We start from the raw sequence: 15,909 nt of genomic DNA on the forward strand, positions 1-15,909 counted from the left end.
GCCGGCCGGGCACCGCACCGTCGTCGTCAGGGGGTGGGGCCCGATCCGCACGCGCCTGTGCAGAGGGTGACGGACTGGTCCGCACCAGTCATCACCCACAGCAAAGCGCTACGCAGAGCTCCGCGTCAAGGCGGGAAGGGGAATGGCCGGATCCGCCAACTCCCCTTCCGCATCACAGGATTGCGCGGTCACCTGCCGGAATCCGCCCCGCTCCCGTCAGGCCACCGCCCTGGCCGCCGCCCGGCCCGCCGTACGCCCGGAGAAGAGGCAGCCGCCGAGGAAGGTGCCCTCCAGCGAGCGGTATCCGTGCACGCCACCGCCGCCGAACCCGGCCGCCTCGCCCGCCGCGTAGACGCCGGGAAGAGGGGCGCCGCCGTCGGCCAGCACCCGCGAGGAGAGGTCGGTCTCCAGGCCGCCGAGAGTCTTGCGGGTGAGGATGTTCAGCCGTACGGCGATCAGCGGGCCGGCCTTGGGGTCGAGCAGGCGGTGCGGGGCCGCGGTGCGGATCAGCCGGTCGCCCAGGTACCGGCGGGTCCCGCGCATGGCGGTCACCTGGAGGTCCTTGGTGAAGGAGTTGGTGATCTCGCGGTCCCGGGCCACGATCTCCTCGCGCAGCGCGGCCTCGTCGATCAGCGGCTCCTCGGTCAGCGCGTTCATCCGCCGTGCGAGGTCGGTGAGCGAGCGCTCGACGATGAAGTCCGCGCCGTGGTCCATGAACGCCCGCACCGGGCCCGGCGCGCCGCCCCGGGCCCGGCCCAGGACCTCGCGGACGCTCTTTCCGGTCAGGTCGGGGTTCTGCTCCGAGCCGGAGAGCGTGAACTCCTTCTCGATGATCTTCTGGGTGAGCACGAACCAGGTGTGGTCGTGGCCGGTGCGCATGATGTGTTCGAGCGTGCCGAGGGTGTCGAAGCCGGGGAACAGCGGCACCGGCAGTCGCTTGCCGCGGGCGTCCAGCCACAGCGGGGACGGGCCCGACAGGATCCGGATGCCGTGCATCGGCCAGATCGGGTTCCAGTTGTCGATGCCCTCGGTGTAGTGCCACATCCGGTCGCGGTTGATCAGGTGCCCGCCGGCCGCCTCGGCGATGCCCAGCATCTCGCCGTCCACATGCGCGGGCACGCCGGACAGCATCCGCCGCGGGGGCGTGCCCAGCCGCTCGGGCCAGTTGGCGCGCACCAGCTCGTGGTTGCCGCCGATACCGCCCGAGGTGACGATCACGGCCTGCGCCCTGAGCTCGAAGGCGCCGGTCACCTCCCGGCTGCTGGGCCTGCCGCGCGCCACGTCCGAGGGCGCGAGGATCTCGCCGCCGACCGTGTCCACGCTGCCGGCGCTGCGCGAGAGCCCGGTGACGCGGTGCCGGAAGCGCAGGTCGACCAGGCCCCGGGCGGCCCCGGCCCGCACCCGGCGCTCGAACGGCGCGACGAGGCCGGGCCCGGTGCCCCAGGTGACGTGGAAGCGGGGGACGGAGTTGCCGTGCCCGGTCGCGTCGTAGCCGCCGCGCTCCGCCCAGCCGACGACGGGGAAGAACCGCACGCCCTGCCGGTGCAGCCAGGAGCGCTTCTCCCCGGCGGCGAAGTCGACGTACGCCTCGGCCCACTTGCGCGGCCAGTGGTCCTCCGGGCGGTCGAAGCCGGCCGTGCCCAGCCAGTCCTGCCAGGCGAGGGCGTGGCTGTCGCGGATCCGCAGCCGGCGCTGCTCGGGCGAGTCCACGAGGAAGAGGCCGCCGAAGGACCAGTGCGCCTGCCCGCCGAGGGACTGCTCGGGCTCCTGGTCGAGCAGGATCACCGTGCGCCCGGCGTCCACCAGTTCCGCGGTGGCCGCCAGCCCCGCGAGCCCCGCTCCGATCACGATCACATCAGCGTCGTACGCCATCTCTGCATCTCCTCACCGGGGCACGCCGGCGCGCGCCGGCCGCCGTGGTGGAACGATCCTCAGCGCGCCCGACGGCCGCGTCAACCGTTTGATTACCGCGCAGTACACAGGGGCGCGCGGGAGAATGGGGGGTGATCAGGGCCACCCCACCCCCGCCGCCGGATGGCTCTCCTCAGGCGCATCCCCCGCCCCGCGTGATACGAGGTGTGCGACGTGACGGTGATACTGCTCGCCCTCGGAGCGGCCTGCTGTCTGGGGTCGGGCTTCGTGCTCCAGCAGGCCGCGGCGCAGCGCGCGCCGATGAAGGACTACCTCTCCCTGCGTCTGCTGCTGGACCTGGTGCGGATGCCGGTGTGGCTGGCCGGCATCGGGCTGATGGTGGTCGGGATGGCGCTCGGCGCGCTGGCGCTGGGGATGGGCGACATCACTCTGGTGGAGCCGCTGCTGGCGACCAATCTGCTGTTCGCGATGGCGCTGTCCCGGCGGCTGACCCGGCAGCGCCTCGGCCGCACCGGGTGGGCCGGGCTGTGGCTGCTGGCGGGCGGGGTCACCGCCTTCATCGTGGCCGGCCAGCCGCAGGGCGGGTCCAGGAGCCCCGATCATCTGTGGCAGTGGCTGATCATGGGGATGGTGCTGGGCACCGCCCTGCTGCTGGCGGCCGTCGCCAAACGGGAGCGGACCCATGTGAGCCTGGAGGCCGCGCTGCTTGGTATCGCGGCGGGCCTGGTCTACGGCGTGCAGGACGCGCTGACCCGGATCAGCGGCGACCACTTCGAACGGGGCGGCTGGCCGGCGCTGGTGACCAGCTGGCAGCCGTACGCCATCGTCGGGCTCGGGGTGCTGGCGCTGGTCATGGTGCAGAGCGCCTTCGAGTCGGCACCGCTGCGGCTGTCACTGCCGGCGCTGACCGCCGCCCAGCCGCTGGCCGGGATCGCCTGCGGGGTGGGCTTCCTCGGCGACCGGCTGCAGGTGACGGCGGGGGCGCTGGTGTGGGAGGTCGCCGGGATCATGGCCGTCGTCGCGGGCATCGTCCTGATCGGCACCCATCCGGCGATGCCGCCGGGGACGGGCCGGACCGAGGACGCGGTGGAGATGCAGCCGCGCTGACGCGGCGGGCGCGGTACACGGGCCCCCGCGCGCGCCGCGCCCGGGTGGTGGTTGCATGACCCCATGACCGATCAGCAACCGCTCAACGCGGACGAGATCCTCGACGTCGTCGATGAGAACGATCAGGTCGTGGGGCAGGCCCCGCGCGGTGAGACCTACGCCCGCCGGATGCGCACCCGCTGCGCGTTCGTCCTCGCCCGGGACGCCGAGGACCGGATCTTCGTGCACCGCCGCACCCCGCACAAGCTCGTCTTCCCCTCGCACTACGACATGTTCGTGGGCGGCGTGGTCGGCGCCGGTGAGAGCTATGACGCGGCGGCGCTGCGCGAGGCCGAGGAGGAGCTGGGCGTACAGGGGCTGACGCCGCCGGAGCCGCTGTTCAAGTTCCTCTACGAGACCGCGGAGCACACCTGGTGGTCCGCCGTCTACCAGGTGCGCTGCACCCTGCCGGTCGCCCCGCAGGAGTCGGAGATCGACTGGTATGCCTTCCTGCCCGAGGAGGAGCTGATCCGGCGGCTCGACGAGTGGCCCTGGACGCCGGACGGCATGGCCGCGTACCGGCGGCTGCTGGAGCTGCGGGAGACGGGAGCGGCCTGATGCGACGGGCCGTGCGGCGGGCCGGCCGTTAGGGTTTCGGCCATGATCCTCACCGACGGACTGCGGTCGGCCGTCGCGGCCGTGCGGCTGTGGTGGTCGCCCGCGCGGGTCCGCGAGGAGGGCACGACCCCCGACTACCGCTTCTCGCTGGCCAATGAGCGCACGTTTCTGGCCTGGCTGCGCACCGGTCTGGCGCTGATCGGCGGCGGGTTCGCGGTGGACCAGTTCCTGCCCCGGCTGCACCCGGGCGTGCGGCTGACCTTCACCGTCGTCCTGCTCGCGGGCGGGGCACTGTGCGCGCTGCGGGCGGTCAACCACTGGATGCGCTGCGAGCGGGCGATGCGGCGCGGCGAGGATCTGCCGGTCACCCGCTTCCCCACGGCGCTGGCGCTGGCCGTCGGGGTGCTCGGGGTGGCGGTGGCCGTGCTGGTCCTGCTGGGCTGGACCGGCTAGTCGATGGCCGGCGGAGCGCTGCCGGGCGGGCCGGGGCCGCGTCCGGCGCGCGACCGGGATCCCGGGCTGCAGCCGGAACGGACCCGACTGGCCTGGCGACGTACGACGCTGTCCGCCACCGCGATGGCGGTGCTGGCCGGCCGCCAACTGCTCCACGGTCAGGCGCCCGGACCGGTGGAGGCGGTGCTGGCAGTGCTGATGGGGCTGTTGTGGCTCGCCTTCATGGCGCTCGCGCACCGCCGGATGCGGGCGATGGCCACCGGCCGCCCGCCGGGACTGCCGCCGCGGACCGCCCTGCTGCTGGTCGTCTGCACGCTCGCGGTGGCGCTGTGCGGCGCGGTGATACTGGTGCGGCCGGGCCGCTGACGACGCCCCGGGCCCCCGCCGAGGCCGGCGGCGGAGGTACCGTAGCGCGACCCTCACGGCGCCGGAGCGGACCAAGTCGCGGCCCGCCGGTGGGTCGTGACGGACCATCGAGCAAGGGGGCAGAACCCGCATGGGAGACGCGAGCGCACCGACCACGGCGGAGCCGTACCTCACCGAACTCGCCGCCGGCGTCCACGCCTTCATCCAGCCGGACGGCGGCTGGTGCCTGAACAACGCCGGCTTCCTCACCGACGGCGACGCCACCCTGGTGGTGGACACCGCCGCCACCGAGCGCCGGGCCCGGCGCTTGCGCCGGCGGATCGCGGAGAGCGGCGCGCCGGCGCCGCGCACCGTGGTCAACACCCACCACCACGGTGATCACACCTACGGCAACGGCGTCTTCGCGCCCGAGGCGACGGTCATCGGGCACGCCGCCTGCCGCCGCGAGCTGCTGGCCGCCGGCCACCAGCTGCACGCGGTGTGGCCGCAGGTGGAGTACGGCGACATCCGCCTGACCCCGCCCGAGGTGACGTACACCGACGAGCTGACCCTGCACGTCGGCGGCATCGAGGCGCGGCTGATCCACCCGGGCGTGGCGCACACCCCGGGCGACACCCTCGTCTGGCTGCCCCGGCAGCGCGTCGTCTTCGCCGGGGACCTGGTCTTCAACGGCGGCACCCCGTTCGTCTTCATGGGGTCGCTGACCGGCTCGCTGCGCGCCATCGAGCTGCTGCGCTCGCTGGGCGCCGACACCGTCGTCCCCGGGCACGGTCCCGTGTCCGGCCCCGAGGTCTACGACGTCATCGAGCGCTATCTGCGGTTCGTCGGACAGCTGGCGGAGGAGGGCCGGGCGGCGGGGCGGACCCCGCTGGAGGTGGCCCGGGCCGCGGATCTGGGGCCGTTCGCGGAGCTGGCGGAGAGCGAGCGGCTGGTGGCGAACCTGCACCGCGCGTACGCGGAGCTGGCGGGCGGGGAGCCGGGCGCCCCGCTGGACCCGCTGGTGGGGTTCGGCGACATGACGGCGATGAACGGCGGGGTGCCGGTGGCCTGCCACGCGTGAGCGGCGGCGGGCGAGCGGTGGCCACGTGGCGGAAAACCCCCGTCCGGGGCGGTGCGTGACCGACGCCCCACGCACCGGCACTGGACTCCATACCGACTAGTCGGCATGATCGGGGCTGCGATCGACCGATGGACCGCCGACTGCGTAACGGAGGAGCACGATGAGCAAGGCCACCCCTCCCCCTCAGGCCCCGGGCCGGGAGGACCCTCCCGGCCTCGACCTGGCCCGATTGCGCACGCACCTGGACCGGGAGCGGCCGGGGCTGGCCGGCGGCCCGCTGCGTGCGCAGCTGATCGAGGGCGGGCGGTCCAATCTCACCTACCGCGTCACCGACGGCACGGCCTCCTGGGTCGTCCGCCGGCCGCCGCTCGGCCACGTCCTGGCCACCGCGCACGACATGCGGCGCGAGCACCGGGTGATCAGCGCGCTGCACGACACTCCGGTGCCGGTGCCCGAGACCCTGCTGCTGTGCGAGGACGAGTCGGTGATCGGCGCGCCCTTCTACGTGATGGAGCTGGTCGAGGGCACCCCGTACCGCACGGCCGCTCAGCTCGCCCCCCTCGGCCCCGAGCGCACCCGCGCCGTGGTGCTCTCCCTGGTCGACACGCTCGTGGCGCTGCACGCCGTGGACCCCGAGGCGGCCGGGCTCGGCGACTTCGGCCGTCCGGAGGGCTTCCTGGAGCGTCAGCTGCGGCGCTGGGGCAAGCAGCTGAGCGCGTCGAAGAACCGCGATCTGCCGGGGATCGAGGAACTGCACCAGGCACTGGGCCGGGCGCTGCCCGCCTCCCCCGCGCCGGCCGTCGTGCACGGCGACTACCGGCTCGACAACGTGCTGGTCGGTGCCGATGACGGCATCAAGGCCGTACTGGACTGGGAGATGTCCACGCTCGGCGATCCGCTGACCGACCTCGGGCTGCTGGTGATGTACAGCTCGGATCTGGGCCTGCCGCAGTCGCCGGTGAGCACCACCAGCGGCGCGCCCGGTCACCCGGCCCCCGAGGAGCTGATCGAGCGCTACGCCGCGGGCTCGGGCCGGGACACCTCCTCGATCGCCTGGTACACGGCCTTCGCCTGGTTCAAGCTCGCCGTGATCCTCGAAGGCATCCACTACCGCTTCACGCTCGGCCAGACCGTCGGCGCCGGGTTCGACCGGATCGGCGAACTCGTCCCCGTCTTCATCGACCGCGGACTCACCACCCTCAAGGAAGGCTGAGGCACCCATGGACTTCGCATTCGACGCCCGTACCGAGGAGCTGCGCGGCAAGCTCCTGGCGTTCATGGACGAGCATGTGTACCCGGCCGAGGAGACCGCCCGTGAGCAGCGGGCCGCGCTCGCCTCGCCGTGGGACACCCCCGCGATCGTCGAGGACCTCAAGGCCGAGGCCCGCCGGCAGGGCCTGTGGAACCTGTTTTTTGTAGACGAGCACAGCCTGCCGGACGCCGAGCACGGCGCCGGGCTGACCAATCTCCAGTACGCGCCGCTGGCCGAAATCACCGGCCGCAGCCCCCAGTTGGCGCCCACCGCGCTGAACTGCGCGGCGCCGGACACCGGCAACATGGAGGTGCTGGCGCAGTTCGGCAACGAGGCGCAGCAAAAGCAGTGGCTGGAGCCGCTGCTGGCCGGCGAGATCCGGTCGGCGTTCGCGATGACCGAGCCGGAGGTGGCCTCGTCGGACGCCACCAACATCGAGACGCATATCGCGCGCGAGGGCGACGAGTACGTCATCAACGGCCGCAAGTGGTACATCTCCGGGGCGATGAACCCGCTGTGCCAGATCTTCATCGTGATGGGCAAGACCGACCCGGACGGCGCCGACCCGCGCCGCCAGCAGTCGATGGTCCTGGTGCCGCGCGACACCCCCGGCGTCGAGGTCAAGCGAGCCATGCAGGTCTACGGCTACGAGGACCACTGGCACGGCGGCCACGCCGAGGTGCTCTTCCACGACGTACGGGTGCCGGTGGGCAATCTGATCGGCGAGGAGGGCGGCGGCTTCGGCATCGCCCAGGCCCGGCTCGGCCCCGGCCGGATCCACCACTGCATGCGGCTGATCGGCATGGCCGAGCGCGCCATCGAGCTGATGTGCCGGCGCGCGGTGACCCGTACGGCCTTCGGCAAGCCGCTGGCCCGGCAGGGGGTGGTGCAGGAGTGGATCGCGGATGCCCGGGTGGCGGTGGAGCAGCTGCGGCTGCTGGTGCTGAAGACCGCCTGGCTGATGGACACCGTCGGCAACAAGGGCGCGCACACCGAGATCCAGTCCATCAAGATCGCCACCCCGCGCACGGTCGTGGACATCCTCGACAAGGCGGTCCAGCTGCACGGCGCGGGCGGGGTCAGCCAGGACTTCCCGCTGGCCGAGCTGTGGGCGGGCGCGCGGACGCTGCGGCTGGCGGACGGCCCGGACGAGGTGCACCAGCGGTCGCTGGCGCGCCGTGAGCTCAAGAAGTACCTGTAGGCGACAGCCGGCGCAGCGGACGGCGCCGAGCCCCGCGGGAGTGGTTCCGCGGGGCCTCGGCGCCGTCCGTCGTCTCTCAGGGCCGCAGCGCGCGCAGCAGCAGGTCCGCCAGGTGGTCGGCGACCTGCTGCGGGCTGAGCGGGCCGTCCTCGCGGTACCAGGTGCCGAGGTGGTGCACCGAGCCGAAGTGGTAGTCCACGACGAGGTCGGCGGGGATGCCGGCGGCGAACACCCCGGCGCGCTGGCCCTCCTCGATCAGGGCCCGGAAGCGCTCGTGGTAGCGCCGCCGCTCGGCGCGCACCTGCTTGTCCTTCTCCGGGCCGAGGTGGTGCATCGAGCGGAAGAAGATCTTGGTGTCGTCGAGGTTCTCGATGGTGGTGACCACGACGTCGGCGGCGGCGTCGCGCAGCCGCCGCTCCACCGGTGCGTCGGCGTCCGCGAAGTGGTCCAGGCGCTCCTGCTGAAGCCGCAGGACCCGGCCGTAGACCTCGTGCAGCAGATCGTCCTTGGAGCCGAAGTAGTGGTACAGGGCGCCCTTGGTGACGCCCGCCGCGTCGACGATCTCCTGGACGGAGGTGCGGTCATAGCCCTGCTCCGCGAAGAGCTTGGTGGCGGTGGCCAGCAGTCTCTGGGCCACCGGCTTCGCGCCGCCGTTGCCGTTGCCGTCCTTCGTGCCGGCCATCGCCCTCACCTGTCCTTAGTGCGTACGTCATGCGCGGTGGCGCAGCTCCCGTCGGAGGATCTTGCCACTCGTGGTCTTGGGAAGCTCGGCCAGGATCTCCACCTCACGGGGATATTTGTACGCCGCGAGCCGCTCCTTGCAGTAGGCGGACAGCTCGGCGGGCTCGGGAGCCTTCCCCGGACGCAGGCTGACATACGCCTTGACCGTCTCGCCGCGGTAGGGGTCGGGCACGCCGACCACCGCCGCCTCGCGCACCGCGGGGTGGCCGTAGAGCACGTCCTCGACCTCCCGCGGCCACACCTTGAAGCCGGCCGCGTTGATCATGTCCTTCTTGCGGTCGACGACGTACAGCCAGCCGTCGGTGTCCATGAAGCCGATGTCGCCGGTGCGCAGTTCGCCGTCCGGGAGGGCCTCGGCGGTGGCGTCGGGGCGGCGCCAGTAGCCGGGGACGACCTGGGGGCCGCGCACCGCGATCTCGCCCTGCTCGCCGAACGGCAGGTCCCGGCCGTCCTCGCCGATGATCCGCACGACCGTGTCGGGGCCGGGCACCCCGACGGCGAGCGTGCCGGAGGACTCGTCGACCGGCGCCCGCCTGCCCGGGGGGACGCTGGCGCAGGGCGCGGTGCACTCCGTCAGGCCGTAGCCGTTGTGGAGGTACGGGCCGAAGCCGGCGCGGAACTTCTCGACCAGGGCGGGCGGCAGCGGCGCCCCGCCGGAGGACATCGTCGTGAAGGACGCGAAGTGGTCGCGGGTGACGTCGGGGTGGGCCATCAGCGCCATGTAGGCGGTGGAGGGGCCGACCGTGTAGGCGGGGCGGTGCTCCAGGAAGGCGTCCAGGACGACGCCCGCCTCGAAGCGGTGGGCGAGCGCGAGGGTGCCGGCGCCGGCGATGCAGGCGGCCAGTTCGCAGACCATGCCGGTGATGTGGAAGAGCGGGGCGAGCGCGAAGTAGGTGGCGCCCTCGGGCAGGCTCAGGCCGGTGCGCTGGCGTTCGGCGTTGTAGGTGATGTTGCCGTGGGTGTTGGTGGCGCCCTTGGGGGTGCCGCTGGTGCCGGAGGTGTAGCAGATCAGCGCGAGGTCGTCGGCGGTGAGCTCCGGGTCGGCGGGCACCGCGCGCAGTCGGCCGGCGGCGCGGGCGGCGGTCAGCAGGTCGTCGGCCCCTTCCTGCGGCCCGAGCGGCTCGCCGCGCAGCACCCGGGCGTCGTCGCGGGTCTGCAACTCCCGTTCACAGGTGGTCAGCGCGATCCGTACGGACGGGGCCTCGGCGGCGGTGGCGCGCAGATAGCCGTCCCAGGTGCGGTCGGCGCAGAGGACGGCGGTGACCTCGGCGTCGTTCAGGATGTGCCGGGCCTCGGCGGACTTGTACATGGGGTTGAGGGGCACGACCACCCCGCCGGCCTTCCACACGCCGAGCACCGCGAGCACGAAGTGCGGGGTGTTCTGGAGCATGACCGCGGCCCGGTCGCCGCGCTGGAACCCGCGCCCGGCGAGGTGGGCGGCGATGCCGTCGGAGAGCGCGTCGGTCTCGGCGTAGGACAGCCGGCCGTCGAAGTAGGCGAGCGCGGTGCGGTCGGGGGCGCGGCCGACCGCGGCCCGGAAGGCGTGCAGCATCGAGGGGTGCGGCCGGACGGGGGCGCGCTGGGCGTCGGTGAGCTGTGCCAGCCACGGCTTGTCCTGGTAGGAGGTCATCGGGGTGCGGCCCTTTCTTCCTGATCGCCTGATCATCCCTGCGGGGGAACACCTGGGGTGACGCGGGGTGGCGGCCCGGGCCCCGCTCGGCCCGCCACCCCTTCTTCGTTCTCCAGTCCGGCCTCGGTCCCTAGGCGGGTCCCTCCGTCTGCTCCAGCTTCCGCTGGAGGTGGTTCATGCCGCCCAGCCAGCGGTCGGGGTCGGTGGCCCGCGCGGCGTAGTAGTCCGCGACCTCCGGGTGCGGCAGCACCAGGAAGCGGCCCTGCTCGATCGCCGTGAACAGCGCGTCGGCGACGTCCGCGGGCTCGACGGCCGTGGGGGTCAGCACCAGCTCCCCGGCGGTTCCGGTGGCGGCCAGCATGTCGGTGCGTACGCCCTGGGGGCAGATGGCGTGCACGTCGATGCCGCGGTGCCGGTAGGTCAGCGAGAGCCACTCGGCGAAGGCGTACGCGCCGTGCTTGGTGACGCTGTACGGGGCCGCGGCGACCATCGTGAGCAGGCCGGCCGCGGAGACGGTGGACACGAAGCGCCCCCGGCCGCGCTCCAGCCACTCCGGGAGCAGCGCCTTCGCCGCCCGTACGTGGGCCATGACATTGACGTCCCAGGCCAGCGCCCAGTCCTCCTCGGGCGCGTCGGGCCCGCCCCCGGTGCCGACCCCGGCGTTGGCGCAGAAGACGTCGATCGCGCCGCCGAGCGCCTCGCGGGCGGCCGGGACGACGGCGGAGGCGTCACCGGGGACGACGAGGGCGCCGATCTCCTCGGCGGTGTGCTTCGCCTTGGCCTCGTCCAGGTCGTTGACCACGACCCGGGCCCCCTCGGCGGCGAACCGGCGGGCCAGGGCGGCGCCGATCCCCCCGCCCGCCCCGGTCACGACGACGGCCTTGTCCCGTACGGCTTCCACTGCTGGGTCTCCCTCGGTCGCATCGGTTCGACTGACAGGCAGACTAACCAGTCGGTATGTCCTGACGGAAGAGCCCGTCCCCCGCCCTCGGCTCCTCCCCCGCTCTCGACCTCGCTCGACCGGAGGGACCCCCATGAGCGGGAGGTGCCCCCATCGCCGCGGCCCGGTCCGTTCCCCAACGGCGCCCGGCGCACTAGCGTGCACACGACACGCATCGGTTGGATCCTGCTCCCCTGCTTCGCCGAACACGGAGGTGTGCGGATGGCTCTGTCGAGACGCGTTCTGCTCGGGCATCTGGCGGCGACCGGAGCGGCCGGCACGGCACTGACCGCGGCCGCACCGCCCGCACGGGCGGCAGAGCCGGCGACCGGCGGGGGGCGACGGGTGCACACCGGCTTCGAGCGCCTGGCCGCCGACGGCTACCGCCTCCTGGACGGCCGGCGGGTCGGCATCGTCACCAACCCCACCGGCATCACCCGCACGGCCGAGCACATCGTGGACGTCCTGCACGCCGACGACCGGGTGCGGCTGACCGCCGTCTTCGGCCCCGAGCACGGCTTCCGCGGCACCGCGCAGGCGGGCGGCTCCGAGGGCCGCTACGACGATCCCGCCACCGGGCTGCCGGTCTACGACACCTACAACAAGAGCGGCAAGGAGCTGGCCGCCGTCTTCACCGCCTCCGGCGTGGACACCGTCGTCTTCGACATCCAGGACGTCGGCGCGCGCTTCTACACCTACATCTGGACGCTCTACGACTGCATGGTCGCGGCCGTCCTCGCCGGCAAGAGCTTCGTCGTCCTCGACCGCCCGAATCCGGTCACCGGCCGCTTCGCCACCGGCCCGGTGCTGGACAAGGCGTACGCCTCCTTCATCGGCCGTGAGCCGATCTCCCAGGCGCACGGCATGACGGTGCTGGAACTGGCGCTGCTGTTCAACGACGAGTTCGTCCCCGCGGCCGCCGGACGGCCGGTGGAGCTGGAGACCGTACGGATGACCGGCTGGCGGCGCGGCGACTTCTACGACGCGACGGGCCTGCCGTGGGTACCCCCGAGCCCCAACATGCCCACCCCGGACACCGCCCTCGTCTACGCGGGCACCTGCCTGTTCGAGGGCACGAACCTCTCCGAGGGGCGCGGCACCACCCGCCCCTTCGAGCTGCTGGGCGCCGACGGCATCGACCGCCGCTGGGCCTCGGCCGCGAACGAACTCGGCCTACCCGGCGTGCACTTCAGGGAGGCCTACTTCGCGCCGACCTTCTCCAAGTTCCAGGGCAAGACGATCGGCGGAGTCCAGCTCCATGTGCACGACCGGGAGGCGTACGACCCGGTGCGCACCGGGATCGCGCTGCTGGTGACCGCGAAGCGGGTCTGGGACGGCTTCGCCTGGCGCCCGGACAACGGCATCGACCGGCTGACCGGGTCGTCGACCGTACGCAAGATGATCGACGCGGGCGCGGAGCCGGACGAGATCGTCGCCGCCTGGCAGGCGGATCTCGCCGAGTTCCGCGCCGTACGCGCCCGCTGTCTTCGCTACCCGTCGCCTAGAAGCTGAAGCTCATGAACGCCCCGTATCCGCCCTCGGCCGCCTCGGAGAAGAAGGCGACGAGTCCCTCGTAGGCGTGCTCCAGCCACTTCAGCTCGCCCTCGGCGTCGAACCGCCACGTATTGGGGTACACGTCCTCCTTCGTCATCCGCTCCGGGTCGTAATGGGCCGCCAACCGCTCCCACGGGGTCGCCCTCAGCTGCCGTGCCACGCTCTCGATCTGCTCCGCGGACCACCCGAACAGGGTGCCGTCCTCCAGGATCTGGGACCCGTCCATCAGGAAGTCCAGATCCACCTCCGTCCCGTCGAGCAGGAACTGCAGGCCGGCCCACGCCTTGTCCGGGCCGCCATAGGGCCGAGTCGGAAAGTCGTCGCCGGAGTACAGCTCGAAGATGTACTCGTCGGCCCAACTCGGCTCCCTCTCCGCCCTGTCCAGCTCCTCCGTCGTCGCCCCGATGAACCCGATGGTCACGCCCATGACAGCCAATCCCCCTTGGTATACGACCTGTTCGATCCTTCACTCGAACGGCGCTGGCGAGTGTTCCACGAGGCACTGACAACGGGCCGTGATCGGCGGCGAGCTGCGCTGGAGGCGGCCCGTCTCACGTGTCGGGACGGCGCGTTCGGGTATTGACTGCCTCGTACACCGACCAGGAAAGTGCGCTGGTGAACAATGACGTGACAGCGGTACAGAAGACGGCGGACGGTGCGCCGGCGGCGGACGGTGCGGGTGCCGGGGGCGAGAGTCTGCGGCGGGTGGCCGTGGCCTCGTTCATCGGGACGGCCATCGAGTTCTACGACTTCTACATCTACGGGACGGCCGCCGCGCTCGTCCTCAACCAGGCGTTCTTTCCGACCCTCTCGCCGGTCAACGCCACCCTGGCGGCGTTCTCCACCTACGCGGTGGCGTTCGCCGCGCGGCCGATCGGGTCGGTGGTCTTCGGCCACTTCGGCGACCGGGTGGGCCGCAAGTCCGTGCTGGTCGCCTCGCTGCTGCTGATGGGGCTGTCCACAGCGCTGGTCGGACTGCTGCCGGGCTACGGCACCTTGGGCGTCTGGGCGCCACTACTGCTGATCGCGCTGCGCTTCCTGCAGGGCATCGGCCTGGGCGGCGAGTGGGGCGGGGCCGCGCTGCTCGCGGTCGAGCACGCGCCGCGCGGGCGCCGTGGGCTGTACGCCGCCTTCCCGCAGCTCGGCCCGTCCGTCGGATTCCTCGCGGCGACCGGGGTGTTCTGGCTGCTGTCGTCCGTGCTGGACGACGCGGCGTTCCGCTCGTGGGGCTGGCGGGTGCCGTTCCTGCTGTCGTTCCTGCTGGTCGGCGTCGGGCTGTTCGTACGGCTGAAGATCAGCGAGACCCCGGTGTTCGCGAGGGTGATGGACGCTCGGGAGGCCAGCAGGGTCCCGGCGGTCGATGTGCTGCGCCGGCATCCGCGCGAACTGCTGCTGGGCGCGGGCGGCATGATCGTCGCGTACGGGCTCTTCTACACCGCGACGACCTACTGCCTGTCCTACTCGACCGGTGAACTGGGCGTCTCCCGCAACACCATGCTGGGGCTCTCCCTGATCGCCTGCCTCTTCCTGGCCGCCGGCACCTGGCTCGCCGCCACCCGCTCCGACCACACCGGCCGCCGCAGGCTGGTCCTGGCGGGCAGCGGCCTTGCGGTGCTGTGGGGCCTGGTGCTCTTCCCGCTGCTGGACACCCGGCAGCCGGCGCTGATCGCGCTCGGCCTCGGCGGCGCGCTGTTCTGCATGGGCGTGGTGTACGGCCCGATGGGCGCGTATCTGCCGGAGCTGTTCGGTACGGCGGTGCGGTACTCGGGCGCCTCGCTGGCCTACAACCTGGGCGGGGTGCTGGGCGGCGCGGTGGCGCCGCTGGTCGCCACCCGGCTCCAGTCGGCGTTCGGCTCCGCGTCGGTGGGCTGGTATGTGAGCGCCATGGCGGTCGTCTCGCTGCTGTGCGTCCTGGCGCTGCCGGAGACCCGGGAGCGGGAACTGGCCTGAGGGCCCGGCGCCAAGCCCCCAGGTAGGGTGCCGGCGGACCGGGGCGCGGGCCTCACGAGCTGAGCCACCACCGGCCGCTCTCCCTCGACAGCGCCTCCCACAGGAGGTTGAGGGGGTGTCCGGGCGGATACGACGCCCGCTCCCCGCGCCGGGTGAAGACGCCGACCAGCACCTCGGTCAGGGGCTCCATCTCCCCGACGATCTCCAGGGTGCGCAGCCCGCCGGCCTCCGGGAGGCGACCGTCCGCGGCCGCCTCCCCGATGCCCCGGGTGACCAGCATCGCCCCGCTGACGACCCCGGAGCGCAGCAGCTCGAAGCCGTAGTGCGCGGCCTCGATCTCGGCCGCGACGGACAGCCGCTGGCGGTAGTCGGGGCCGTACCACGCGGTCAGGAAGCGGCCGATGAGGCCGCGCGCCGAGATCACCAGGGGCAGCCGGGGCAGGTCGCTCGCGCCGAGGGAGGTGCCGGGCAGCCGCTCCGGCGGCAGGTTCGTCAGCAGCGACAGGCCGCTGCGGCGCCACTCCATGACCTCGTACGGGGTCAGTAGTTCGGCCTCCGCGCCTTCGGTGACCACGACGCTGCCGCAGACCAGGTCGAGTTCCTTGGAGCGCAGTTTGGTGAAGAGGTCGCCGGTGCGGACGTGAGTGACCTTGAGGTCGACGTCGTCGCGTTCGTAGTCCTCGCGGACGCGTTCCACCGCGTCCAGCAGGAAGCCGAGGGTGTAGCGGGTGGTGCCGACGGAGAGCGTCCTGCCGAGCCGGCGGCGGGCGTCGCGTACGCCGTCCGACCACTCGCCGAGGGTGCGCCGTGCCAGGTCGACCAGCGCCTCGCCGGTCGCGGTGAACAGGGCGTCCCTCCCCCGTCCCTGTTTGAGCACCAGCTCCTCGCCGCACAGTGCGGCGAAGGTGCGGTTCATGGTGTCCAGTTGCTTCTGCACGCTGGACTGCTCGCGGCCCAGCCGGCGCGCGGCGCCCAGCGCGGTACCCGTCTCATGGACGACGATCAGTGTGCGCAGCTGGTCCATGGTGGTGTCCAGCAGCTCCGGCGGGTACTGCTGCGGACCTGACAAGGCCATGCGCGCCCAACTCGCTTTCCCTCCCCGGAAATCAGGACTGTGCAGCATACCCGCGCACGCATGCGAAGGCCCCGGGGTCCCGCCCCGGGGCCTTCACCCGCCGAAAACCGT

General features: G+C 72.7%; 15 protein-coding genes. 9 read left to right on the top strand and 6 right to left on the bottom strand.

All coding sequences use genetic code 11. The annotated features are described in order from the left end of the window. Window positions 1–216: 216 nt before the first annotated feature. Complete coding sequence (locus WAB15_RS09530; RefSeq protein ID WP_407285958.1) at window positions 217–1,872, bottom strand: FAD-binding dehydrogenase; 1,656 nt, start codon at window positions 1,870–1,872, stop codon at window positions 217–219. 213 nt (window positions 1,873–2,085) lie between these two features. Here WAB15_RS09530 and WAB15_RS09535 point away from each other — a divergent pair, with 213 nt between their 5' ends. The 7 genes from WAB15_RS09535 to WAB15_RS09565 all read left to right on the top strand — a co-directional run bounded on the left by WAB15_RS09535 (window position 2,086) and on the right by WAB15_RS09565 (window position 7,908). Next, window positions 2,086–2,979, top strand: a complete 894-nt coding sequence (locus WAB15_RS09535; RefSeq protein ID WP_399144363.1) for a DMT family transporter — start codon at window positions 2,086–2,088, stop codon at window positions 2,977–2,979. 63 nt (window positions 2,980–3,042) lie between these two features. Beyond that, window positions 3,043–3,576: an NUDIX hydrolase gene (locus WAB15_RS09540; protein WP_399144364.1), complete on the top strand. Its 534-nt coding sequence runs from the start codon at window positions 3,043–3,045 to the stop codon at window positions 3,574–3,576. Window positions 3,577–3,618: 42 nt separating this feature from the next. Next, on the top strand, window positions 3,619–4,029 hold the full coding sequence (locus WAB15_RS09545) for a YidH family protein (protein ID WP_407285959.1): 411 nt from the start codon (window positions 3,619–3,621) through the stop codon (window positions 4,027–4,029). 3 nt (window positions 4,030–4,032) lie between these two features. Beyond that, window positions 4,033–4,395: a DUF202 domain-containing protein gene (locus WAB15_RS09550; RefSeq protein ID WP_399144366.1), complete on the top strand. Its 363-nt coding sequence runs from the start codon at window positions 4,033–4,035 to the stop codon at window positions 4,393–4,395. 130 nt (window positions 4,396–4,525) lie between these two features. Next, complete coding sequence (locus WAB15_RS09555) at window positions 4,526–5,455, top strand: MBL fold metallo-hydrolase (protein ID WP_399144367.1); 930 nt, start codon at window positions 4,526–4,528, stop codon at window positions 5,453–5,455. Window positions 5,456–5,615: 160 nt separating this feature from the next. After that, window positions 5,616–6,668, top strand: coding sequence for a phosphotransferase family protein (locus WAB15_RS09560; RefSeq protein WP_399144368.1), 1,053 nt, complete (start codon window positions 5,616–5,618; stop codon window positions 6,666–6,668). A gap of 7 nt (window positions 6,669–6,675) precedes the next feature. Continuing rightward, a complete protein-coding gene (locus tag WAB15_RS09565; RefSeq protein ID WP_399144369.1) occupies window positions 6,676–7,908 on the top strand; it encodes an acyl-CoA dehydrogenase family protein in 1,233 nt (410 codons plus the stop codon). Window positions 7,909–7,984: 76 nt separating this feature from the next. Here the strand turns inward: WAB15_RS09565 and WAB15_RS09570 are convergent, their stop codons facing one another. The 3 genes from WAB15_RS09570 to WAB15_RS09580 form a co-directional block, all read right to left on the bottom strand. Then, window positions 7,985–8,590 (bottom strand): TetR/AcrR family transcriptional regulator, encoded by a 606-nt coding sequence (locus WAB15_RS09570; protein ID WP_407285960.1) that lies wholly within the window; start codon window positions 8,588–8,590, stop codon window positions 7,985–7,987. Between the two features lie 27 nt (window positions 8,591–8,617). After that, the gene (locus WAB15_RS09575; protein ID WP_399144371.1) at window positions 8,618–10,279 is read right to left on the bottom strand and encodes an AMP-binding protein; all 1,662 of its coding nucleotides are present in this window, start codon (window positions 10,277–10,279) and stop codon (window positions 8,618–8,620) included. Between the two features lie 130 nt (window positions 10,280–10,409). Next, on the bottom strand, window positions 10,410–11,180 hold the full coding sequence (locus WAB15_RS09580) for an SDR family oxidoreductase (protein ID WP_407285961.1): 771 nt from the start codon (window positions 11,178–11,180) through the stop codon (window positions 10,410–10,412). 261 nt (window positions 11,181–11,441) lie between these two features. Between WAB15_RS09580 and WAB15_RS09585 the strand changes: the two genes are divergently transcribed. Beyond that, a complete protein-coding gene (locus tag WAB15_RS09585; RefSeq protein ID WP_407285962.1) occupies window positions 11,442–12,731 on the top strand; it encodes an exo-beta-N-acetylmuramidase NamZ domain-containing protein in 1,290 nt (429 codons plus the stop codon). On the opposite strand, the gene WAB15_RS09590 is transcribed toward WAB15_RS09585, so the two are convergent. Further along, entirely contained in the window at window positions 12,721–13,200 is a 480-nt protein-coding gene (locus tag WAB15_RS09590; RefSeq protein WP_407285963.1) for a YfbM family protein, read from the bottom strand. The two genes, WAB15_RS09585 and WAB15_RS09590, sit on opposite strands and share 11 nt — an antisense overlap. A gap of 188 nt (window positions 13,201–13,388) precedes the next feature. Here WAB15_RS09590 and WAB15_RS09595 point away from each other — a divergent pair, with 188 nt between their 5' ends. Continuing rightward, entirely contained in the window at window positions 13,389–14,723 is a 1,335-nt protein-coding gene (locus tag WAB15_RS09595; protein ID WP_407285964.1) for an MFS transporter, read from the top strand. Between the two features lie 52 nt (window positions 14,724–14,775). Here WAB15_RS09595 and WAB15_RS09600 read toward each other — a convergent pair whose 3' ends face one another. Further along, window positions 14,776–15,798: a LysR family transcriptional regulator gene (locus WAB15_RS09600; RefSeq protein ID WP_407285965.1), complete on the bottom strand. Its 1,023-nt coding sequence runs from the start codon at window positions 15,796–15,798 to the stop codon at window positions 14,776–14,778. Window positions 15,799–15,909 lie beyond the last annotated feature (111 nt).

Source organism: Streptomyces sirii, assembly GCF_045690365.1.
Classification (GTDB): Bacteria; Actinomycetota; Actinomycetes; order Streptomycetales; family Streptomycetaceae; genus Streptomyces; species Streptomyces sirii.